The sequence below is a fragment of the Ensifer sp. R-19 genome (genome assembly GCF_049905105.1).
In the GTDB taxonomy this organism is placed as follows: domain Bacteria; phylum Pseudomonadota; class Alphaproteobacteria; order Rhizobiales; family Rhizobiaceae; genus Ensifer.
The window spans coordinates 554033-575931 of record NZ_CP184569.1; the positions used below are offsets into that span (position 1 = coordinate 554033).

General features: G+C 62.9%; 14 protein-coding genes, 1 pseudogene and 1 riboswitch. Of the genes and pseudogenes, 8 read left to right on the plus strand and 7 right to left on the minus strand.

Translation table 11 applies throughout. The features are described 5' to 3' along the window. Positions 1-126 precede the first annotated feature (126 nt). On the plus strand, positions 127-2601 hold the full coding sequence (locus ACN9MO_RS02580; RefSeq protein ID WP_113131940.1) for a DUF1217 domain-containing protein: 2475 nt from the start codon (positions 127-129) through the stop codon (positions 2599-2601). Between the two features lie 70 nt (positions 2602-2671). Here the strand turns inward: ACN9MO_RS02580 and ACN9MO_RS02585 are convergent, their stop codons facing one another. The 3 genes from ACN9MO_RS02585 to ACN9MO_RS02595 form a co-directional block, all read right to left on the minus strand. Continuing rightward, positions 2672-4105, minus strand: a complete 1434-nt coding sequence (locus ACN9MO_RS02585) for an FAD-binding oxidoreductase (protein ID WP_113131939.1) — start codon at positions 4103-4105, stop codon at positions 2672-2674. Between the two features lie 144 nt (positions 4106-4249). Then, positions 4250-5224, minus strand: coding sequence for an L-threonylcarbamoyladenylate synthase (locus ACN9MO_RS02590; protein WP_057250750.1), 975 nt, complete (start codon positions 5222-5224; stop codon positions 4250-4252). A gap of 79 nt (positions 5225-5303) precedes the next feature. Further along, the gene (locus tag ACN9MO_RS02595; protein WP_057251094.1) at positions 5304-5903 is read right to left on the minus strand and encodes a DUF6656 family protein; all 600 of its coding nucleotides are present in this window, start codon (positions 5901-5903) and stop codon (positions 5304-5306) included. A 313-nt stretch (positions 5904-6216) separates the two neighbouring features. After that, positions 6217-6425, plus strand: a riboswitch (cobalamin riboswitch). Between the two features lie 104 nt (positions 6426-6529). Here ACN9MO_RS02595 and ACN9MO_RS02600 point away from each other — a divergent pair. Both ACN9MO_RS02600 and ACN9MO_RS02605 read left to right on the plus strand, forming a co-directional pair. Continuing rightward, a complete protein-coding gene (locus ACN9MO_RS02600) occupies positions 6530-7774 on the plus strand; it encodes an aromatic ring-hydroxylating oxygenase subunit alpha (RefSeq protein WP_057250748.1) in 1245 nt (414 codons plus the stop codon). A 1-nt stretch (position 7775) separates the two neighbouring features. Further along, on the plus strand, positions 7776-8870 hold the full coding sequence (locus ACN9MO_RS02605; protein WP_057250745.1) for a hybrid-cluster NAD(P)-dependent oxidoreductase: 1095 nt from the start codon (positions 7776-7778) through the stop codon (positions 8868-8870). Positions 8871-9015: 145 nt separating this feature from the next. Here the strand turns inward: ACN9MO_RS02605 and ACN9MO_RS02610 are convergent. Beyond that, positions 9016-10026, minus strand: a pseudogene (locus ACN9MO_RS02610) (glycoside hydrolase family 25 protein); the annotation flags it as partial. Between the two features lie 407 nt (positions 10027-10433). Between ACN9MO_RS02610 and ACN9MO_RS02615 the strand changes: the two are divergent. Further along, the gene (locus ACN9MO_RS02615; RefSeq protein WP_113131938.1) at positions 10434-10886 is read left to right on the plus strand and encodes a BA14K family protein; all 453 of its coding nucleotides are present in this window, start codon (positions 10434-10436) and stop codon (positions 10884-10886) included. A gap of 48 nt (positions 10887-10934) precedes the next feature. Here the strand turns inward: ACN9MO_RS02615 and ACN9MO_RS02620 are convergent, their stop codons facing one another. Continuing rightward, positions 10935-11924 (minus strand): transporter, encoded by a 990-nt coding sequence (locus ACN9MO_RS02620; RefSeq protein ID WP_110878064.1) that lies wholly within the window; start codon positions 11922-11924, stop codon positions 10935-10937. A gap of 187 nt (positions 11925-12111) precedes the next feature. On the opposite strand from ACN9MO_RS02620, the gene ACN9MO_RS02625 reads away from it, so the two are divergent. The 4 genes from ACN9MO_RS02625 to ACN9MO_RS02640 all read left to right on the plus strand — a co-directional run bounded on the left by ACN9MO_RS02625 (position 12112) and on the right by ACN9MO_RS02640 (position 19652). Continuing rightward, positions 12112-13893, plus strand: coding sequence for an acyl-CoA dehydrogenase (locus tag ACN9MO_RS02625; RefSeq protein ID WP_058320400.1), 1782 nt, complete (start codon positions 12112-12114; stop codon positions 13891-13893). Between the two features lie 11 nt (positions 13894-13904). Then, positions 13905-14657 (plus strand): crotonase/enoyl-CoA hydratase family protein, encoded by a 753-nt coding sequence (locus ACN9MO_RS02630; RefSeq protein WP_058320399.1) that lies wholly within the window; start codon positions 13905-13907, stop codon positions 14655-14657. 375 nt (positions 14658-15032) lie between these two features. Next, positions 15033-17105, plus strand: a complete 2073-nt coding sequence (mcpU, locus tag ACN9MO_RS02635; RefSeq protein WP_425987113.1) for a methyl-accepting chemotaxis protein McpU — start codon at positions 15033-15035, stop codon at positions 17103-17105. Between the two features lie 342 nt (positions 17106-17447). Further along, the gene (locus ACN9MO_RS02640) at positions 17448-19652 is read left to right on the plus strand and encodes a methyl-accepting chemotaxis protein (RefSeq protein WP_425986453.1); all 2205 of its coding nucleotides are present in this window, start codon (positions 17448-17450) and stop codon (positions 19650-19652) included. A gap of 169 nt (positions 19653-19821) precedes the next feature. On the opposite strand, the gene ACN9MO_RS02645 is transcribed toward ACN9MO_RS02640, so the two are convergent. Together ACN9MO_RS02645 and ACN9MO_RS02650 are read right to left on the minus strand one after the other, a co-directional pair. Continuing rightward, positions 19822-21072, minus strand: a complete 1251-nt coding sequence (locus ACN9MO_RS02645) for a class I SAM-dependent RNA methyltransferase (RefSeq protein WP_058320398.1) — start codon at positions 21070-21072, stop codon at positions 19822-19824. After that, positions 21069-21839: a TlyA family RNA methyltransferase gene (locus ACN9MO_RS02650; RefSeq protein WP_058320397.1), complete on the minus strand. Its 771-nt coding sequence runs from the start codon at positions 21837-21839 to the stop codon at positions 21069-21071. Before ACN9MO_RS02650 ends, ACN9MO_RS02645 begins: the two co-directional genes overlap by 4 nt. Between the last annotated feature and the right edge of the window lie 60 nt (positions 21840-21899).

Consider the following 21899-nt stretch of genomic DNA (forward strand, 5'->3'; position numbering starts at 1 on the left):
ACGCAACAAGCGGCCTGTCGGCGGCCGGCCAAAAGCCACACACAAGCCAGTGCTGCAATCATGACGCGTCAGAATTCTGTTTCGGGGTTGGTTCGGCCGCCCCATGGGTAACCGACGTGGCCAGGCATGGTATCGACCTATCTCGACTATAGTCGCATCACGCGTGATTTGCGCAGCAGCCTCAATCGTGTTGCCCAGCAGCCGCAGATCGCGCGCGAGGCCCAATATTACCGGGAAAACATCGACCGCGTGAAAACCGTCGACGCGTTCCTCGACGACTACCGGCTCTACTCCTACGCGATGAAGGCGCATGGCCTGGAGGACATGACCTATGCCAAGGCCTTCATGCGCAAGGTTCTGGAAAGTGACCTGAAGGACGATAACAGTTTTGCCAACCGTCTCACGGATGAACGCTACCGCAATTTTGCGCAGGCCTTCAACTTCAGTTCGGCAACCGCGGTGGCTCAAACCAGCGCACAGCAGGATGCGCTGATCGGCCTCTACAACGACCGCATCAACGATCTCGATACAGTCATGCGGCAAGAGATGGCCTATTTTGGCGCGGCCATGGATCTGGTCACCGATGTCGACCAGTTCCTGGGCAACGAAAAGCTGCGCTCCTTTGCCTTCACCGTGTTCGGACTGAACCCGAAGACCTTTTCGTACACGGAAGTTCGCAATGCGTTGACCAGCGATCCCGCGACCTTGACCGCCAACCAGACGGCAGCCAAGACGCGGTTGACCGAAGCGAGCAAGCAGCTGACGGATCTCGGCGCGCGCGACACCGCTCTCGCCCAGATCGTCAGCCTGACAGCCCAACTGGCCGCGGCGCCCGATGCCGACAAGCCTGCCATCCAGACGAAGATCGATGAGCAGAACGCAATCGTCACCGACCTCGATGCACGGCTGCCGCCGCGCGACCAGGCGCCGGCGCTGAAGGCGCAGCTCTCCCTGGAGGTCAACACGCTTGCCAGGCAGATCAGCGGTCTCGATATCTATATCCAACTCGCCTCGACATTCAATTTCAATGCCGACGGCAGCGTGCCTGCCGGCGAGAAGGCGATCAGCGACGAAAAGAAGGCGCTGCTCAACGAGGCCTATGTCTTCGTGAGGCCCGGCGTCACACCGTCGGGCGCTGCGCGACTGACCGGCGCCGGGGCGCTGCTCAACAAGGAATACTACGAGCAGAAGATCGGCAGCATTACCAAGGTCTCGGACCTGGTCGCCGATAGCCGCCTGCTCAACTACATCATCACCGCCTTCGGCTTGCCGTCCGCGACGACGATGCCGTCTACGGTCGAAAACATCCTCACCAGCGACATCAACGACCCGGAGAGCTACGTCAACAAATATGGCGGCGAATACAACGCCGCCTACAAGAAGATGCTGGCCGCCTTCAACTTCCAGAGTGACGGTACGCTGCCAGCCGGCAAGACCGCGCAGGATGCGGACCAGATGAAGACGACGTCCGACGGCTACATGGTGCGCTACAACGACAAGAGTGATGCCGAGGACGAAGCGCTGGTCAAACGCTTCAAACTCCTGATCGGCACGATGAAATCGGTCGATGAATTGCTCGCCAACAACGACATGAAGAAATTCATGCTGCGTGCTTTCGGCCTCGAGAATGAGGATCTGAGCAGCCGAACGCTGAAGCGGATTCTGACCAGCGACCTCAACGATCCCAGAAGCTATGCCAACACGCTGCGCGATGAGCGCTACGTCAAGCTGGTAAAGGCATTCAACTTCAATCCGGACGGCACGCTCGGCGCACCAAAGCTCGCACAGAGCGAAGCCGACATCATGAATACGGCCAAGGCCTATGTGATCGCCAAGTCCCGGTTCGGCACGGATGAAGAGAAGAAGGTCGCCAAGGTCAAGGCGCAGGAGGAAGCCAAGTACTACACGGCCGAGATCGAGAAGATCGAGACGCTCGACGCCTTCCTGGCGAACCGGCGGCTGGTCGATTTCGTGCTCGTCGGGTCCGGCATCGATCCGGGAACGGTCAAGACCGAATACCTCAAGGACATGTTCACGTCCAACCTGGACGATCCCAAGAGCTTCATCAATACCGATCCGAACGGGCTGAAGTACCGCGGGATCGTCGCCTCCTTCAACTTCGACACAGACGGCAAGATCGTCCGGGGCGAGGCCGGCCAGATCCAGACCCGGCGCGGATTGATCACCACGGTCGACCTCTATCTCAATCAGTCGCTCGAGGAGTCCGAAGGCGCCGACAACGGCGGCGTTCGCCTGGCGCTCTATTTCAAGCGCAAGGCCCCGGAGATCAACACGGCTTACGACATCCTGGCCGAGACCGCCCTGTTCCAGGTTATCAAGACGGCCTACAGCATGCCGGAGGGGCTGCAGAACGCCAAGATCGAGGCGCAGGCCGCCTATATCGAGCGCGTCGTCAACATCAAGGATCTGCAGGATCCCGCGAAGCTCGAGAAGCTCCTGCAGCGGTTCACGGCACTTTATGACGTCGAAAACAACACGGACGTCTCACCGGGGCTGGCGATCCTCAGCGGTAGCGGCGGAGGTGGCGTCAGCGCCGAGACGCTCCTGTCTCTTTCGCAGTTGCGCGCAGGCGGTCGCTGACGCGGGTCGCCTGAAGTGCAGCGAGCCCTTTGCGGCAGGTGCTTAAGCCTGCCGCAGAAGACTGCCCGCTTCACCGGTCGGCGCGCAGCACCTTGTCAGGGTTCATGATGCCCGCCGGATCGAAGGCGTGCTTGATCCGTTGCATCAGCTCGATCTCGATCGGTGCGCGGATTTCTGCGAGCTCGTCGCGCTTCAGCTGGCCTATGCCGTGTTCGGCCGAGATCGAGCCGTTATATCTCAGAACGATACCGTGCACGATCGCGTTGATCTCGCGCCAGCGATCGAGGAAGGCCTGCTTGTCGGCGCCGACCGGCTGCGAGATGTTGTAGTGGATGTTGCCGTCGCCCATGTGGCCGAAAGAGCAGATGCGCGCGCCTGGGATCGCCTTCATGACGGCGGCGTCCGCCTCCTTCATGAAGGCAGGAATGCTGGAAACGGGCACTGAAACGTCGTGCTTGATCGAGCCGCCCTCGGGTTTCTGCGCCGGCGACATGCTTTCGCGCATATGCCACAGCGCCTTGCCTTGCGTCTCGTTGGCGGCGATCACGGCGTTTTCGACCAGACCGGCGGCAAAGCCCTGTTCCAGGAGGTCGTTGACCATGCGCTCGGCGCTTTCGGCCGAATCCGAGGTCGAGATGTCGATCAGCGCGTACCAAGGATGGACGGTGTCCATCGGGTCGCGAACGCCGGGAATATGTTTCGTCGTGAATTCGACGCCGAGGCGCGGCATCAGCTCGAAGCCGGTCAGCGCCGGCCCGCAAAGGCTGGCGGCCTTTTCGAAGAGAGCGAGCGCATGCTCCACACTGCCGACACCGGCGAAGGCTACCTGATGTCCAAGCGGTTTCGGGAATAGCTTGAGCACCGCGCCGGTGATGACGCCGAGCGTGCCCTCGGCGCCGATGAAGAGGTCGCGCATGTCGTAGCCGGTATTGTCCTTCTTCAGCCGGCGCAGCCCGTCCCAAATTTCGCCGGTTGGCAACACGACCTCGAGGCCGAGGCAGAGCTGGCGCATGTTGCCATAGGCGAGCACCGCCGTGCCGCCGGCATTGGTGGAGAGATTGCCGCCGATACGCGCGGAGCCTTCCGATCCGAGCGACAGCGGGAACAGGCGATTGTGATCGTCCGCCGCCTTCTGGATGTCGGCGAGAATGCATCCGGCGTCCGCGACGATCACGTTGCCGACCGGATCCACGTCGCGAATCCGGTTCAGCCGTTCGAGCGAAAGCACGATGTCCGCTTTGCCTTCCCGCGGGATCTGTCCGGCCACGTGGCCGGTGTTGCCGCCCTGCGGTACGATCGCGGTGCGGGTCGCGCTGGCGAGTTTCATGATGCGAGAGACCTCGTCGACCGAACCGGGGCGAAGCACCATCGGCGTCGTGCCGCGAAAGAGCCCGCGGGATTCGACGAGATAGCGCGCCTTGTCCGCTTCGGCGGTGAGCGCATTGGCGCTGCCGACGATCTCGACGAAGGAGGCGATGAGTTCAGGAGAGGGAAGGGTCGTCATGAGTCTGCCTTCGCACTGCGCTTGAGCGCGCTATCGGATCGGTCGATCTGAAGACACGATCCTCGGTTCCTATCGGCTGCGATCATAACCGCAATCGCGGCCGTCCGGTGAGGGCGGGGTGCGGAGGAGAAGCCGCACGCGATCTCACCCTCGCGGCGCCGCCGCACGCTGCAGCCGGTCGATGATCGCTTCTCCCAATCCTTCCGAAGGGATCGGCCCGAAGGCGATCGTCGCAGCGCCGCTGGCGTCGGCCCGCTTCATGTAGTCGAAGAGATTGGCTGCCGCTTCGTGAAGATTTCCGGTCGGGCTGAGATCGAGAACGATGGCCGCCTGTTCCTCGCCGGCGATCCGGCCGCCGCCGTAGCGGATCAAGGCCTCGCCTGCACGCACATCGGCAACATCGAGCCTGACGGCCGCGCCGGGCGCGTAGTGGGAGGCCAGCATGCCCGGCGCCTCGATCGTTGCTCCCGCCGTTTCCGGTCGGATCACCGGACGATCGAGCAGGCGCTCGATTTCTGCGGCATCGAGGCCGCCGGGGCGGAGCAGCCGGATCTCGTCGCCATCGACCTTGATGATCGTGGACTCCAAGCCGATTTCGGCCGGGCCTGCGTCGAGGATCAGTTTCAGCTTTTCGCCGAGATCCGCATCGACATGGACCGCACTGGTCGGGCTGATCTTGCCCGAGGTGTTGGCGCTGGGCGCTGCGAGCGGCCGCCCGAAGCGGGCGATCACCCGGCGCGAAAAGCCGTCGGGCATGCGGATGCCAAGCGTGTCGAGGCCGGCCGAGGCCAGCGCATGCACGCTGCTATCGGGCCGCTGCGGCAAGATCAGCGTCAGGGGTCCGGGCCAGAAGGTTTCCGCCAGGCGTCGGGAAATCGGGTCGAAGCGCACATGGGCCTCGGCCATCGCCATGTCGGAGACATGCGAGATCAGCGGATTGAAGCGCGGCCGGCCCTTCATCTCGTAGATGCGGCTGATCGCATCGGGATTGGTGGCGTCGGCGGCAAGGCCATAGACGGTTTCGGTGGGAATCGCGACCGGTTCGCCTTCGGCAAGAACGGCGCAGGCGCGTTCGATCGCGCGGTCCGGTTCCCTGCCTGTGTCGATGATCTCTGCCATGCCGTTTCCTTTCCGACGCTTCCTTAACGGACGTGCCGGGAAAACAGAACGATTTTTTTTGGGGCGTTCGGTTGCTGCCTCAGAGACTGCGGATGATGCGGCGCAGCGCGGAGTCCCGGGCACCCAGCATCAGCACGTTCTTGAGAGCAACCTTGGGGTCGTCCGTGCGGAAGAGGAGCCCGTTGTCGCGGACGTTGCGGTTGATGACCATCTGTCCGTCTTCGGCGTTCGGCTCGATCGCGACCGCGAAATACATGCGGGAATAGCCGCTCTGGATACGGTCGAAGAAATGCGTCTCATCACCAAGGTCGCTGAAGAAATTGGCGAAGTAGAACGACCAGGTGATGTCCTTGGAAGGCGTGACCGCCGTCCGCGCCGCCGTCACATGGCAATAGCCGAGATGCGGCTTGCCGACGAGCGTGCGGTGGAAAATCAGCTTGGGAAACTGGATCGAGGCATGAAAGCCGTTGATCCGCTTGTGCGTCGTGTCACCGGCGGTCGCGAGCTTCTTGCCGGTCCTGTCCGCGACTTCTTCGTAGCTCAGATACCGTCGCTCGCTCGGCAGCCATTGCCGGCGGTTGATCCTGCCGGTGCGCAGAAACTCGGTGTGAACGGCCGTCTTCGGCATGACCGCCGGCGGCTTCTCGGCCGCAGCGTCGTAATATCTGAACTTTGCCATGATCGTCAGTGTGCCATCTGCCTGCCGGACATCTTCGTCCGCCGGCAAGCCTAGTGGCTTATGGTTAATGAAGGATTTCCTTTCGTTCGCGGAAGATGCCCCTGCACATTCATGGGAATGTCGCAAACGGGCGAAGCCTTCCTGTGTCTGCGTCATGTCAGTCACAAAAGACGGCATCTGCCCAATTTTTGATCTATCTATATGTTTATAAAGTGAAAAATTCTCGCATCCGTTTCCAAAAGGCGGTTTCGATCGTGTCGTCATTCTGGAATTGAATGTCGCTATCCGGCGCCTGCCGAGGCGCCTTCCGCGCTTACATATCCTTACTCAAGGTGTCGTCTTCCAAAGGGGAAGGCGGAGAATTGGGAAGCCGGTCAAATCCCGGCGCTGCCCCCGCAACGGTGGTGGAGCGAAAGCCTCGGCAAAAGGCCACTGGACGGTTTTCCGTCCGGGAAGGCGCCGGGCTGGTCCTTCGAAGGACGGCTCCTGAGCCCGGAAACCAGCCTTGACAGACATAACCGTAACGGGTTGCGGCGGGCAGCCGGATCGGAGCCTAAAACGCATGGGCGTGCGCCCATGCGGGTTCCTGTCCTGCCTCTCCGAAACATGGCGCATGAGGACAGGACATGGATACCAAGACCGATATGCTTCGCAAGCTGAAGGGCCGGCGTGACGGCTACAGCCTCGATCGGGCCTTCTACATCGACCCCGACTATTACCGGCAGGACCTGGAAAACATCTGGTATCGGGATTGGCTGTTCATCGGCCACGATTGCGAAATCCCGCGGGCCGGCAACTATTTCACCGTCCAGGTCGGCGACTATCCCGTCGTCATCACCCGCGATCGCCAGGGCACGATCCGCGCGCTCCACAACTCCTGCCGCCACCGCGGCTCCCGCGTCTGCACGCAGCACAAGGGCTCTTCGGCGAAGCTCGTCTGTCCCTATCATCAATGGACCTATGAGCTCGACGGCTCGCTGCTCTTTGCGCGCCAGATGGGCGAGGACTTCGACAAGGCTGCCCACAGCCTGAAGCAGATCCATTGCGAAACGGTCGGCGGCTACATCTTCATCAACCTGTCGGAGACGCCGGCGGATTTCGCCGCCTTCCGCGAGCTGGCATTCCCCTACCTCGCGCCGCACCGGCTGGGAGAGACCAAGGTCGCCTTCGAAAGCACCATCATCGAAAAGGGCAACTGGAAGCTCGTTTGGGAGAACAACCGCGAGTGCTACCACTGCGCCGCCAATCACCCCGAACTCTGCCGGACCTATCCGGAAGCGCCGACCGCGACCGGGGTGCAGGGCGCCAAGGACGATCCGGTGATTGCCGCCCATTGGGCGAAGTGCGAGGCCGAGGGCCTGCCGAGCGAGTTCCGGATGTCGCCGACCGGCCAGTTCCGCGCCGCGCGCATGCCGCTGGTCGATAATGCCGAAAGCTACACCATGTCGGGTGCGCCCGCCGTAAAAAGGGCGCTGTCGGCCGATGTCAGGCAGAAGCAGATCGGCACGCTCCTGATGTTCCACTACCCCACGACCTGGAACCACGTGCTTTCGGATCACGCCATCACCTTCCGCGTGTTGCCGCTGGGGCCGGAACTCACGCAGGTGACAACGAAGTGGCTGGTCCACAAGGACGCGGTCGAAGGTGTCGACTACACGCTCGAGGATCTGACTCATGTCTGGACCGAGACCAACGACCAGGATCGCCAGATCGTCGAGGAAAATGCCTTCGGCATCCGCTCGCCGGCCTATGAGCCCGGTCCGTATTCGCCGGAGCACGAGGGTGGCGTGATGCAGTTCGTCGAATGGTACTGCAAGTTCATGGAGCAGCGCCTGCAGGGCGATGCGGCTCCGCTCTCAAAGGTCGCCTGACATGCAGATGGCGTCCTCCTTCCATCATTTCGACGAACTGCATGTCTGGATCGACCGGCAGCAGATGCTCGAATGCACATCGGCGGTTGTCGAAACCGCCGATGTCATGACCTTCACCTTCCGTGCGGAGAAGCCCGCCTGGTTTCGTTATCTGCCCGGCCAGTTCGTCACCCTCGAATTGCCGGTCGCCGACGAACCGGTCATGCGCACCTACACCCTGTCGTCGACGCCATCGCGACCGCTGTCGATTGCCGTCACGGTGAAGGCGCAGGCCGACAGCGTCGGCACCCGCTGGATGTTCGATCACCTGAAGCCGGGCATGAAGCTCCGGGCTTTTGGACCGCTCGGAGATTTCAGCTTCGTCCGTCATCCCGGCGAAAAGTACCTGTTTATCTCCGCCGGATCCGGCATCACCCCGATGATGTCGATGACGCGCTGGATGGCCGACTGCGTGCCGGAGACCGATGTCACCTTCATCTCCTGTGCTCGCCGGCCGGACGACCTTCTGTTTCGCTCGGAGCTCGAGGTTCTGGCGACACAGATGTCCGGGCTGAATCTCGGCTTCATCGTCGAAGGGCACGAGGCGCGTCACGGCTGGCACGGCCTGCGCGGCCGCATCGACGGTGCCAAGCTACCGTTGCTCGCTCCCGACTTCCAGGAGCGCACGGTGTTCTGCTGCGGTCCGGAACCGTTCATGCGCGGTGTGCGCGAGATGCTGAAGGCAGCCGGCTTCGACATGGCCCGCTATCACGAGGAGAGCTTCCAGCCGGCGGCAGCACCTGCCGCGGAAGAGATCGCCGTGCGCGCCGGTGCCGGCGATGATGGTGAGGTTCAGGCGGCCAAGGTCGCCTTCACCATGAGCGGCAAGGAGGTCGAGGCGAAACCCGGCCAAACGATCCTGCAGACGGCACGCGCCAACGGTGTGAGGATCGGCGCTGCCTGCGAGGGCGGTATCTGCGGCACCTGCCGGGTGATGAAGGTCGCGGGCGAGGTCGAGATGAACCACAATGGCGGTATTCTCGATGACGAGATCGACGAGGGTTACATCCTCGCCTGTTGCTCGCGGCCGCTGGGAGATGTCCAGATCGAAGCCTGAAGGATCAGGGCGTGTTGCAGGGCGCAGGCTTGATTGCAACGCGCCGTAGATTGTCGGCATTGGCAACCGCGCCGATACAACCGCCCTGTGCCGCGTCATCGGCGGCGACCGCCACCTGTAGGGCGCGCTCGTGGCGAGCGAAGTCGATCGAGCCCGTCACCAGCCTGTCGACGCCGCTGCCGGCGCCGCTCGTGGCACCGGCACGGCTGACGAGCAGCGGCTCGCCAAGCGTTGCGGAGGCCCGTGCGACCGCGTGCATGCCCGTCCCCTGCTCGGCTTGAGCAACGAGGGTGAGCGGCAATGGCTTTTCAGGTAGCAAGGCACCCTGCGCCCAAATCGCTTTCAGCGCTAGCGGCGACTTTGCAGCGACATTCACGTCGATATCGTCGAGCGTCCCTGGCACGCGGTAGGGGCAACGCCGTTTGCCGCAATTGATGCCGGACGAGAACTGCCACAACGCATAGCTTTCCCAATTGCCCATCGGGAAGACCTGGCGGATATCCGGCTTGTAGCGCGCGTACCAGAGCGGCAGGCGCGACAGCAGCCGGTGCTTGGCGCGGTGCGCGGCGATATATTTGGCCGTGATGTGGTTGGTATAGAGGATCGGATAACGTCCGGTGCGGGTCTTGACGTGGCCGGCGAAAATCGCGGCATCCTCTAGCGACATGTATTTCTCCGCATCGATGCCCTCGAGATCGAGGACCATCAACTCGTCGTCGCGCGGCTCGGCGTAGTCGAGGAAATGGTTCGCCTGGTCGACGGGATTGCCGGGACGGGCGAGATGGTAGGCACCCCACAGCAGCCCGTGTGTGCGGGCGATCATGCGCCGGGTCTGGTAGAGCTCACGGCTGACGGCGTATTTGCGCCACATGGTCTTGCAGTGGTTGAAGGTGTCGCCGTTGTGGTCGCCGGTGCAGGAGAAGCTCTCGGGCAGGCCATCGGAGGCCTTGGCGATGAAGCCGGAGATGCGCTTGTCCGCAAGCATCGTTTCCCAGTCGATGCTGTTCATCTCATAGGCATCGACGATGATGGCGTTGGACTTGGTCTTCCAGGGTTCCAGTTCACCGGCGCGTGCGATCGCCGCCGCGAAAGCCAGACCTAGAAAGGTCGCGAGGCGCAGAATCATCCCTGTGGTGGAGATATACCGCTTTGCCATTCTCTGAGATTGCCGACAGTATCGTTAATGTATCGTAAATCCCAGCCCCCGAGGCGGACTGTGCTGGAGCGGCGCGCGAAAGTATACCGACCTCCGGCTGTATATGAGCAATGCCTTGCATAATATTGGTGTGTCGCGTGATGCCTTCGACGCCGACAGGCGGATGAACGAATGCGCCGAAGCCGTCACTGCTGCCGATCTGCAGCTATTGATCCGCAGCAGCCGCGATGTCTGAAGATGGAACAAAACCGGTGACTTATGCGTTGCTGGCTGGTTTCGGTTTTCCCGGCTGAGGGTCATCCCCGGTTTTGCAGCGAACCGGGTGAAATCACGCAGAGGCTGAAGTTCCCGTGGTCGCCCGATTTTTTGGCACCCTGCGGAGCGTGGATTCGGTTATGGAGGTTTTGATGAAGACTTTGCTGAAGACCGGGAAGAGCCGGTGGTTTTCTGCGATTATTGCCGCGGCAGTTCTGTTGACGTCCGCGGCCCCGTCGCAGGCGTTCATGCCGACGCCGCCTCGCGTCGAGCGGCAGAACGAGGCGACGAACGTTCAGTATCGCAGGCCGGGGTATGAACGCCGCGGCAACTATTACTACTACAATGGCTACCGCGGTTATAACTACCGCCGTCCGGGATACCGTTACTATAACGGTTGGTGGTACCCGATGGCCGCCTTCGGCACCGGCGTGATCATCGGCGGGGCAATCGCCCAGCCGCCGCGCTACGAGCGTCCGGCTCCCGTCTACGGCAGCCGCCATGTGCAATGGTGCGCCAACCGGTACCGGTCCTACAGGGCCTATGACAATAGTTATCAGCCCTATGGCGGCCCGCGCCAGCAGTGCTATTCGCCCTATAGCTAAGGGGTGAGCAGGGCCGGGGGCTTTCGCTGCCGGCCTTTTCTCTGACATTCAAAGAATGCCGATCCGCCTGAGGATCCACCAGGCAAAGGCCATGGAAAGTGCGATGAACAGCGCCGCATAGAGCGTGCCGGTGCCGTCGGCGAAGGGGAGCGCCCCGGTGTTCATGCCGAAGAAACCGGTCACGAGCGTCGGCGGCAGCAGGAATGCGGTCATCAGCGACAGGATGTAGAGGTGGCGGTTGGTTTCCGAGGAGATCTTGCTGTCGATTTCTTCGTGCAGCAGTCGTGCCCGTTCCTGCAAAGCGAAGACGTCGCGGTCGACCGCCTCGAGCCGGTCGGAAAGCCGCTCGGCAACGTCGATGAAACCGGGGGGCACCTCGTCTTCATCCGAGGCGGCCGCCCGCCTCAGCAAAGCCAGGATCGTGCGCAGATGCCGATGAAGCCGCACCACCGTGCGGCGGAGCGGCGCAAGGCCTGGCTGCTGGCGATGTCCGGCCGCGCCATAGACATGATCCTCGATGACGTTCAGTTCCTCGGTCAATTCCAGAACCAGCGAGATCAATGTGCGCTGGAACTCGATCACGATCATCTCGAAGAGGTCGATCGGGCGGGCACATTTCGTGCTCTTCTCCACGGCCGCCTTGACGCGGTCGATGCTGCGCAACGGATGCAGACGGGTGGTGATGATGATCCGGTCGCTGACGGCGAAATGCAGCCAGCCGATCGTCTTGGTCACGGCATCGAAGGTGCGCTCGAAGTCGACGAGCGTGCCGTGTACGATATCATCCGAAACCGTAATCGCGGCCTGCGTGTCGTGGCTGGTCAGCGCGGTGACCGCGAGTGGCGGAAGGTTGCCGATCCGCTCGATGAGGGCAGGCGTGCGTGCATCGGAGAGCGCCAGATGAACCCAGACCCATCCTTCGCCAGTCAGCAGGCTGTCGACCGAAGCGTCGGTGGCGATGCGCTGGCAGCGGCTTTCGCCTGGCAGGAAACGATAGGCCCAGACGATGCCGGGTATTTCGGGGGAAATCAGGTTCATCTGAACGCCTTGGCAAAAGCCTTATGCCTTGGCTTCTATGCGCCGTTGATGACAGTTTTGTTACAGTCGAAGCGGCGCGACGTCGTGGCAGAGTGCGGCAATTGACGTTGACGTTTACGTAAAAATCAATAGTGTTCGGCGCAACGAGGATGCGCCCTGCGCGACCTGGCTATCTGGGAGGATCATCATGTACAAGGCACCCGTCGACGAGATCGCGTTTACGCTGAAACACGTGGCAGGCATGGGCGACGCGCTGCAATCGGGTGCGCTCGGCGACCTCGGCGAAGATCTGGTCGATGCCATCCTGTCGGAAGCGGGCCGATTCGCGACGGAGGAGGTGGCGCCCCTCGGCGACGTCGGCGACCGTCAGGGCTCGCGTCTGGTCGAAGGAAAGGTCGAGACGCCGGATGGCTGGCGTGACCTCTATCACAATTGGATCGCTGGCGGCTGGAACGGGTTGACGGCTCCAGAAGAATTCGGCGGCCAGAACCTGCCGCACATGCTGCATGTCGCCGCCATGGAGATGTGGAACGCCGGCTCCATGGCCTTCGCGCTTGGTCCGACACTCACCATGGGCGCCGTCGAGGCGCTGGAAAAGCACGGCTCTGAAGCGCTGAAAGCCACCTATCTGCCGAAGATGGTCTCTGGCGAATGGACCGGCACGATGAACCTGACCGAGCCGCATGCCGGCTCCGATCTCGGCGTGCTGAAGACCCGCGCCGAGCGCCGCGACGACGGCACCTACCGCATCTTCGGCCAGAAGATCTTCATCACCTGGGGCGAACACGACTTCACCGACAACATCATCCATCTGGTGCTCGCCCGGCTTCCCGACGCGCCGGCGGGGACGAGGGGTATTTCGCTCTTCCTGGTGCCGAAGTTCCTGGTCAAGGATGACGGTTCGCTCGGCGAACGCAATGATCTCTTCTGCCATTCGCTCGAACACAAGCTCGGCATCCACGGTTCGCCGACCTGCACGATGATCTACGGCGACGGCAAGTTCGGCGCAGAGAAGGGCGCGATCGGCTATCTGATCGGCGAGGAAAACCGCGGTCTCGCCTGCATGTTCACCATGATGAACAATGCGCGTCTCGCCGTCGGCATGCAGGGCGTCGCCATCGCAGACGCCGCCACCCAGAAGGCGATCGCCTTTGCCAAGGAACGCACCCAGGGCAAAGCGCCCGGCTGGACGGGGCAGGGCATGAGCCCGATCATCGAGCATCCCGATGTCGCCCGCACGCTTCTGACGATGAAGGCGCTGACGCAAGGGTCGCGCGCGATCTCCTATGCCTGTGCCCACGCCGTCGACATGGCGCATGCGGCTGAAGGCGAAAAAGCAAAATACTGGCAGGAGCGCTCCAGCCTGCTGACGCCGATTGCCAAGTCCTTCTCGACCGACGCCGGCGTCGACGTCGCCTCGATGGGCATCCAGGTGCATGGCGGCATGGGCTTTATCGAGGAAACCGGTGCCGCCCGCTACCTGCGGGACGCCCGCATCGCCCCGATCTACGAGGGCACCAACGGCATCCAGGCGATCGATCTCGTCACCCGCAAGCTGCCGCTCTCCGACGGCGCGCATGTGCGCGGCTTCATCGGCGAACTGCGCGAGATCGCGCAGGCCGTGCGCGCCTCGAACCGGAATGGTTTCGGCGAGACGGCGGCGCGCCTTGATGCGGCACTGGATGATCTTTCGGCTGCGACGGAGTGGCTGATCGCGGCCGTCGCCGGCGGCAAGCTCGCCGAAGCGCTCGCTGGCGCGACGGCCTATCAGCGCCTGTTCGGCCTGACGCTGAGCGGCGCCTATCTGGCGAAGGGCGGTCTGGCCGAAGTGGCTGACGGCAAGGAAGACCAGCGCATCGCACTCTGCCGCTTCACCGCCGAAAACCTCCTGGCGGAAACGACCGCCCTGAAGGATCGTGTCGTCAACGGCGCCGACAGCCTGGCCGTCGCCCGCGCCGTTCTGGCTTGAGAGGAATTGTCATGACCGACCACGTGCTCATCGAGCGGCCGGAAGCCTATCCCGGCGTCCAGGTGATCCGCTTCAACCGGCCGGAAAAGAAGAACGCCATCACTCGCGACATGTACGCGAAGATGACCAATGCGCTGACGGTTGCCTCAAGCGATCCGGCCGTGCGCGCCACCGCCTTCCTGGGCACCGATGGTTGTTTCTCCGCCGGCAACGACATGGCCGATTTTCTCGCCTTCGCCATGGGTGGCTCCATGGGCATGGAGGTGATCGAGTTCCTGAAGGCGCTGGCGACCGCAACCAAACCCATCGTCTCGGGCGTCGATGGCCTGGCGATCGGCATCGGCACGACGATCCATCTGCATTGCGACCTGACGATCTCCTCTGAACGTTCGCTGTTCAAGACGCCCTTCGTCGATCTGGCGCTGGTGCCGGAAGCCGCGTCGAGCCTGATAGCGCCGCGCATCATGGGCCATCAGCGGGCTTTCGCCTTGCTTGCGGCGGGCGAGCCGCTCGATGCCAAAGGTGCGTTGGACGCAGGGCTGATCTGGAAGATCGTCGGCCAGGACGCGGTGGAAGAAGAAACGCTGGCACTCGCCGCCCGTCTCGCCAAAAAGCCGCCGGAAGCGCTTCGCATCGCCCGCGACCTCGTCCGTGGCGACCGCAACGACGTTCTTGCGCGCATCGACGAGGAAGCCAAGCATTTCGCCGCGCAGTTGAAGAGTGCCGAGGCGCGTGCCGCATTCGAGGCCTTTATGCGCCGCTGATACGTCTTGCCCATTGCGAGGCGAGATACGGGTGCCGAACGGCGCCCGTTTTGCGTTCGGGGGGATGTCCTAGCCTCCGGACAGTAAAGATCGCGTTGCCGTCGGCATCGCGAACTTGCATAGTTCAATTTTAATTTGTTCTTAAATAGCGATCGCTAGCGTGCGGCGCGATAGGCCTATCCTCATTTTGAGAGGCCCCAGCCGCATGAAGCATGGCTGGCTCCGCCTTCTGGCATGTTCAACGTTTTCCGTACGCATCTGCTCGCCGTCATCCAGACGGGCGAAGGGTGCTGCGCGAAAATCATCGAGAGCTCATGTCCGGCGGTGAGCGCCGGCACCCATTGGGAGCCCATCTTGTCCAAGCGATCGAACCTCATGACGCGCATTCTGGTTGCCGCGTCCTGTGTCGTTGTCGGCGCCTTTGCCGGCTTTTCCGTTTACATCGACACGCTGCAGCGTGGCACCACGACCAAGGCCGTCGAGGAGAACATTGCCTCATCCGGCACGCAGGCCGCCCAGAGCGTCGCCAAGTGGCTGAACGGCCGCGTTACGCTGACGGCGATGGTGGCCAATGCCACCGGCAACGTCGCGGACGATAGCGCCATCCAGCCGATCCTGAAGAACGACGTTCTGACCAGCGAGTTCATGTCGACCTATGTCGGCAATGAAAGCGGCAAGTTCATCACCTGGCCGGACAATCCGATGCCGGCCGGCTACGATCCGCGCCAGCGCCCCTGGTACCAGCAGGCCGTCAAGGCCGACGCCCGCGTCTTGACCGAGCCCTATGTCGACGCCTCCAGTGGCGCGCTGATCATCAGCGCCGCCGTCCCGGTCAAGCGTGATGGCAAGCTCTATGGCGTTGCGGCCAGCGACTTTTCGCTCGATACGCTGGTGGCAATGATCAAGGGCGTCGATGTCGGCGGTGAAGGCTTCGCCTTCCTCGCCAGCAAGGACGGCCAGATCCTCGTGCATCCGGATGCCAAGCTCGTCACCAAGTCGCTCACCGACGCCTTCCCGATCGACACGCCGACGATCGGCTCCGGCATCATGAACACCGAGCTCGGCGGCAAGCCGATGCTGGTGAGCTTCGTTCCGGTCCAGGGTCTGCCGTCGGTCGAATGGTATGTCGGCTTCGTCATTGATGCCGACGCCGCCTACTCGGCGATCGACCAGTTCCGCATCGCCGCCACCATCGCCACCATCCTGGCCGTCGGCGTGATGCTGGTCTTCCTTGCGACCTTCCTCAACCGTCTGGTCATCCGTCCGGTGACGGAGATGACCGGCGCGATGGAGAAGCTCGCTTCGGGCAACCACAACGTCGAAATTCCCGGCGAAGAGCGTACCGACCAGATCGGCTCGATGGCCGCGGCCGTCGCCATCTTCAAGGCGAATGCCGTCGAGCGTGCCCGTCTCGAAAGCGAAGCGGATGCGAACCGTTCGCTGTCGGAACGTGAACGTCTGGAGCGCGAGGCGCAGAAGGCGCGGGATGCAGCTGAGATCCAGCAGGCCGTCGATGGTCTGGCGTCCGGCCTCGGCCGCCTTGCCGAGGGCGATCTCGCTTACCGCATCGACAACCCGTTTGCCGATCGCCTCGATCGGTTGCGCGCCGACTTCAACAACTCGGTCGCCAAGCTGCACGACACGCTCCGCGCTGTCGGCGCCAACGCCCGCGGCATCGATGCCGGTGCAACGGAAATCCGCTCGGCCGCCGACGATCTTGCCCGCCGCACCGAGCAGCAGGCAGCCTCGGTCGAAGAGACTGCTGCGGCTCTGGAAGAGATCACCACGACCGTCAAGGACTCCGCCCGCCGGGCCGAGGAAGTCGGCGCTCTCGTTGCCCGCACCCGTGCCGGTGCCGAGAAGTCCGGCGAAGTCGTTGCGAACGCTGTCGAGGCGATGCACGCGATCGAGAAGTCTTCGGGCGAAATCTCCAACATCATCGGCGTCATCGACGACATCGCCTTCCAGACGAACCTGCTGGCGCTGAACGCCGGCGTCGAAGCCGCCCGTGCCGGCGAGGCCGGCAAGGGCTTTGCCGTCGTCGCCCAGGAAGTGCGCGAGCTTGCCCAGCGTTCGGCCAATGCCGCCAAGGAGATCAAGGCGCTGATCACCACCTCGGGCAACCAGGTGCGCAACGGCGTGACGCTCGTCGGCGATACCGGCAAGGCGTTGGAGACGATCGTCGCCGAAGTCCAGGAGATCAACAAGCACGTGAGCGCAATCGTGACCGCGACGCGCGAACAGTCGACGGGTCTTCAGGAGATCAACACGGCCGTCAACACCATGGACCAGGGCACCCAGCAGAACGCGGCGATGGTGGAAGAGCAGACGGCGGCAAGCCATGGTCTTGCCTCCGAAGCCGCTTCGCTCAATGCGCTGCTCGCCCAGTTCAACCTCGGCGATACCCAGAGTACCTATGCGCCGGCACCGCGTCGCCGCGCTGCATAGGCAAAAAAACACCTTAAATGCGAAACAAGACCCGGAGCGCAACTCCGGGTCTTTGCGTTTTGGCGCCCGCTTCTCGAAAATCGGTCGGCGTGCCCTAATTCGTTGTTCCGTCTTTCCTTTTTTACGGTTTGATAAAGTGTCGAAGCATACCTTTCGACTGCCGCGAAATGACTTCGCACCGCACATCCGCCGATAGAGTCCATCTCCCGAAAAGGTCGCCTCGGGGCAGCCGATGTGTTCCAGACACCTGCCTCACGCTGCGCGTGTTTCGGCTTTCCTTCACGCGTTCGAAGTTTGCTCGCGATCTGCTTTTTCAAGCGATCGCGCGAAGGGAGACGAACGGTGATTCTCAAGACTGCGACGGCACGAAACATGTTTGCCATTGTGATGACTGGCCTTTTGACCTGTATGGTCACGGCCGCCATCGTGTTCTGGCTATCCTATCAGCAGCTGAAGGAACGCAGCATCGCTGAGATGACTAACGCCGCCTATACCAGCGCTGCGAATGTTGAGGCGAGGTTCGCAGAAACCAAGACGCTGGCGAACAATATGCGTTCCGCCCTCTATGCCATGAAAGACGGCGGCACCGCCTCGCGCGAAGGCACGGTGGCACTGCTGAAGAAGCTGATTGCCGACAACCCCTTGGCCGTCGGCCTCAGCACCGGTTGGGAACCAAATGCCTTCGATGGCAAGGACGCGGAGTATGCGGGCAAGCCGGGCCATGACGCCAGCGGCCGGTATGTTCCCTACATCGCCCGCTCGGGGGATAAGATTGTTCACGAGGCGCTGGTCGATTACGACAAGCCGGGCGCGGGCGACTACTATCAGGTCCCCAAGAAGACCGGCCGTGACATGATCACCGAGCCCTATTTCTACAAGATCAACGGCCAGGACGTGCTGATGACGTCGATCATGGTGCCACTGAAGCTCGACAATGCCTTCGTCGGTGTCGACGGCGTGGACATGGCCCTTGGTGAGCTCTCCAAGGAACTCGGCAAGCTGGCGCCGTTCGGCGACGGTTTCGTCTCGCTCATCAGCCAGGGCGGCAGCATCATCAGCCATCCAGACCAGACCTTCCTCGGAAAGTCGCTCAAGGACACCGGGCTTGAAGCCGGTGGTTGGGGACAGCTTCTGGGCAAGACCGAACACGCGATCGAAATCACGCATACGGATGGCTCGGTTCACATCGCCGTCGCCGTGCCGGTGAAGCTCCTGCCGGATACGACCTGGTACGTCGTGGTGTCCGTGCCCCAGGCAACGGTCTTTGCCGGCCTGTCCCATTTGGCGATGATCTCCATCGCGGTGATCGCGGTCGCGGCCTTGATCCTGATCCTTGCCGGTTGGACGCTCGCCAGCCGCTTCCGCAAGCGCGTCGCCAACGTCATTGGCGTTACCGGCCAGATTGCCGCTGGCGAGACCGACGTCGACCTGTCGGAGGCCGAGCGCAAGGACGAAATCGGCGATCTCGCCCGCTCGCTGCGCGTTCTGCGGGACGCGACGATTGCGAAGATGCAGCTCGAAAACGAAGCGGATGCGAACCGTTCGCTGTCGGAACGTGAGCGTCTGGAGCGCGAGGCGCAGAAGGCGCGGGATGCAGCTGAGATCCAGCAGGCCGTCGATGGTCTGGCGTCCGGCCTCGGCCGCCTGGCCGAAGGCGATCTCGCTTACCGGATCGACAACCCGTTCGCCGATCGCCTTGACCGTCTAAGGGCCGACTTCAACAACTCGGTCGCCAAGCTGCACGACACGCTCCGCGCTGTCGGCGCCAACGCCCGAGGCATCGATGCCGGTGCAACGGAAATCCGCTCGGCCGCCGACGATCTTGCCCGCCGCACCGAGCAGCAGGCAGCCTCGGTCGAAGAGACTGCTGCTGCTCTGGAAGAGATCACCACGACCGTCAAGGATTCCGCCCGCCGGGCCGAGGAAGTCGGCGCTCTCGTTGCCCGCACCCGTGCCGGCGCCGAGAAATCAGGCGAAGTCGTTGCGAACGCTGTCGAGGCGATGCACGCGATCGAGAAGTCTTCGGGCGAAATCTCCAACATCATCGGCGTCATCGACGACATCGCCTTCCAGACGAACCTGCTGGCGCTGAACGCCGGCGTCGAAGCCGCCCGTGCCGGCGAGGCCGGCAAGGGCTTTGCCGTCGTCGCCCAGGAAGTGCGCGAGCTTGCCCAGCGTTCGGCCAATGCCGCCAAGGAGATCAAGGCGCTGATCACCACCTCGGGCAACCAGGTGCGCAACGGCGTGACGCTCGTCGGCGATACCGGCAAGGCGTTGGAGACGATCGTCGCCGAAGTCCAGGAGATCAACAAGCACGTGAGCGCAATCGTGACCGCGACGCGCGAACAGTCGACGGGTCTTCAGGAGATCAACACGGCCGTCAACACCATGGACCAGGGCACCCAGCAGAACGCGGCGATGGTGGAAGAGCAGACGGCGGCAAGCCATGGTCTCGCCTCCGAAGCCGCTTCGCTCAATGCGCTGCTCGCCCAGTTCAACCTCGGCGAAGTGCCGACGGTAAGTGGTGGCCGTCGTCGCGCAGCTTGAGCGGAGCTCAGCGTGGCCATCGACAGAACGCTGCAATAACAAAGCGATAAGACCACTGTCGTGAATCGGTGTCGCAAGTGCTTCAAGCCTGACATGACAAAGGCCCGGGAAACCGGGCCCTTGTCATTGGGGTGTTCTTGACGCCGTCCGCCGACTTCTCGGCCTTGTCTTATTTCTCCAGTGTCGCCACCGCCTCGACATGAGACGACCAGAGGAACTGGTCGATCGGCGTCACCGAGGTGATGCGGTAGCCGGCGGCGGTCAGGATCGAGAGGTCGCGGGCCAGCGTGACCGGATTGCAGGAAACGGCCACGATCTTCTTGACGCCGGAGCGGGCGATCTCTTGGCATTGCGCCTCGGCGCCGGCCCGCGGCGGGTCGAAGACGATCGCGTCAAAGACCTTCAACTCCTGCGCCATGACCGGGCGGCGGAAGAGGTCGCGCTTTTCGATCGTCACGGGCTTCAGCCCTTGCGTGTTGCGCGCGGCGAAATCGAGCGCCTTGAGCGCCTTGTCCTCGCCCTCGACCGCATGAACGCGCGCCTTGCGGGCGATGCGCAGTGCGAAGGTGCCGCAGCCGGCAAAGAGATCGGCGACGCGCTTGGCCTTGCCGAGATGGTCGAGCACCAGCTTCGCCATCGCTTCCTCGGCTTGCGCCGTCGCCTGGGTGAAGCTGCCTGGGGGCGGTGAAACGGAAACGCCGCCGAAATCGATCACCGGTCTCACCGGCTCGACGATGATTTCGCCATTGAGGCTGACGCGGGCGATGCCACGCTCGCCAAGCACCGCTTCGACCGTGCGGCGGCGCTCGCGGTCGTCGAGCTTCTTGATGCCATCGACAGCGAGGTCGAGGCCGGAGAGCGTTTCGAGCACGGTGATACGGAAAGGCTCGGCATTGACGGCCATCGCCGTGCCGATTCTGGCGATGGTTGCGAGCTTCGAGACGATGCCCGGGCTCGCGATCGGACATTCGGAGATCGCGACGATGTGGTGGCTTTCGGCCTGGTTGAAACCGAGAAGCAGATCCTTCTCGGTCTTGCGGGCAGTGAAGACCGCGCGCCGGCGCTGGCCCGGCTGGGCGGTAATGAGGGGGGCCACCTCGGGCTTCAGGCCTTTCGACTTCAAGGCAGCGATGACGAGATCGCGCTTGAAGCCGTGATAGAGCGTGTCCGACGCATGCTGCAGCGTGCAGCCGCCGCAGGTGCCGTTGACACCATCGGGCCCGAAATGCCGACAGTGCGGCTCGATGCGCTCGGGTGACGGTTCCCTCAGCGAGATCAGCGTGCCGTGCGACTTGTTGACCGCGAGCGCCACACTTTCGCCGGGCAGCGTGAAGGGCGCATAGATCGGCCCGTCAGGGCCTTCTGCAATACCGTCGCCCTGGGCGCCGAGCCGGTTGATGGTGACGGTCTCGGTGCTCATGGCTTCTTGCCCGCCAGCAGGAATTCGACATTGCCGTCGCCGCCGGCAATGGGCGAGGGGATGAGGCCGAGGCTCTGCCAGCCCATGTCCTCCACGAGCCAACGCTCGAGTTCGGCAGCAACGGCCGGCGCGCTGTCGGGGTCCTTGAGCAGCCCCGCCTTGCTGATCGCGTCGCGGCCGGCCTCGAACTGAGGCTTGACCAGCAGGATGCAGTGCGCGCCGGGAAGCGCCATCTCGAGCGCCGGGGGGAGGGCGAGCTTCAGCGAGATGAACGAGACGTCCGAGACGACGAAGGTGACTTCTCGGTTGTCGACGTCGTCCTCAGTCATCGCGCGGGCGTTGAGGCCCTCGATGCTGGTGACACGCGGGTCACCTTCGATGCGCGGATGGATCTGGCCGTGACCGACGTCGATGGCAACCACGTGCTCTGCCCCGCGCTTCAACAGCACTTCGGTGAAGCCGCCGGTCGAGGCACCGATATCGAGACAGCTTTCGCCCGAGGGATCGAGCGCGAAATGATCGAGTGCCGCGACAAGTTTCAGCGCCGCGCGGGAGACATAGTCCTGCGCCGGGTCATCAATGGTGATCGTCACGCTTTCGGCGAACATCAATGACGGCTTGGTCACTGTGCGGCCATCGACCTTGACGGTGCCGCGCTGGATCGCGTCTCGGGCGCGGGCGCGGCTGGCGACCAGTCCCGTGTTGAGCAGCAACTGATCCAGGCGCACCCTGTTTCTGTGTTCTTCATTCTGGCGTTCTTCTGACATGTGCTTCTCATGGCGACTTGCCGCCCCAATGGCAAGCCCCTCGCGCTCGGAGCGATGACC

Excerpts from the sequence above, each read along its gene's own strand:
- ACN9MO_RS02595 (WP_057251094.1), bottom strand. The coding sequence starts at position 5,903 with ATGGCAAAGTTCAGATATTACGACGCTGCGGCCGAGAAGCCGCCGGCG.
- ACN9MO_RS02585 (WP_113131939.1), bottom strand. The coding sequence starts at position 4,105 with ATGACGACCCTTCCCTCTCCTGAACTCATCGCCTCCTTCGTCGAGATC.
- ACN9MO_RS02605 (WP_057250745.1), top strand. The coding sequence starts at position 7,776 with ATGCAGATGGCGTCCTCCTTCCATCATTTCGACGAACTGCATGTCTGG.
- ACN9MO_RS02620 (WP_110878064.1), bottom strand. The coding sequence starts at position 11,924 with ATGAACCTGATTTCCCCCGAAATACCCGGCATCGTCTGGGCCTATCGT.
- ACN9MO_RS02625 (WP_058320400.1), top strand. The coding sequence starts at position 12,112 with ATGTACAAGGCACCCGTCGACGAGATCGCGTTTACGCTGAAACACGTG.
- mcpU (WP_425987113.1), top strand. The coding sequence starts at position 15,033 with ATGACGCGCATTCTGGTTGCCGCGTCCTGTGTCGTTGTCGGCGCCTTT.
- ACN9MO_RS02645 (WP_058320398.1), bottom strand. The coding sequence starts at position 21,072 with ATGAGCACCGAGACCGTCACCATCAACCGGCTCGGCGCCCAGGGCGAC.
- ACN9MO_RS02580 (WP_113131940.1), top strand. The coding sequence starts at position 127 with ATGGTATCGACCTATCTCGACTATAGTCGCATCACGCGTGATTTGCGC.
- ACN9MO_RS02615 (WP_113131938.1), top strand. The coding sequence starts at position 10,434 with ATGAAGACTTTGCTGAAGACCGGGAAGAGCCGGTGGTTTTCTGCGATT.
- ACN9MO_RS02590 (WP_057250750.1), bottom strand. The coding sequence starts at position 5,224 with ATGGCAGAGATCATCGACACAGGCAGGGAACCGGACCGCGCGATCGAA.
- ACN9MO_RS02600 (WP_057250748.1), top strand. The coding sequence starts at position 6,530 with ATGGATACCAAGACCGATATGCTTCGCAAGCTGAAGGGCCGGCGTGAC.
- ACN9MO_RS02630 (WP_058320399.1), top strand. The coding sequence starts at position 13,905 with ATGACCGACCACGTGCTCATCGAGCGGCCGGAAGCCTATCCCGGCGTC.
- ACN9MO_RS02650 (WP_058320397.1), bottom strand. The coding sequence starts at position 21,839 with ATGTCAGAAGAACGCCAGAATGAAGAACACAGAAACAGGGTGCGCCTG.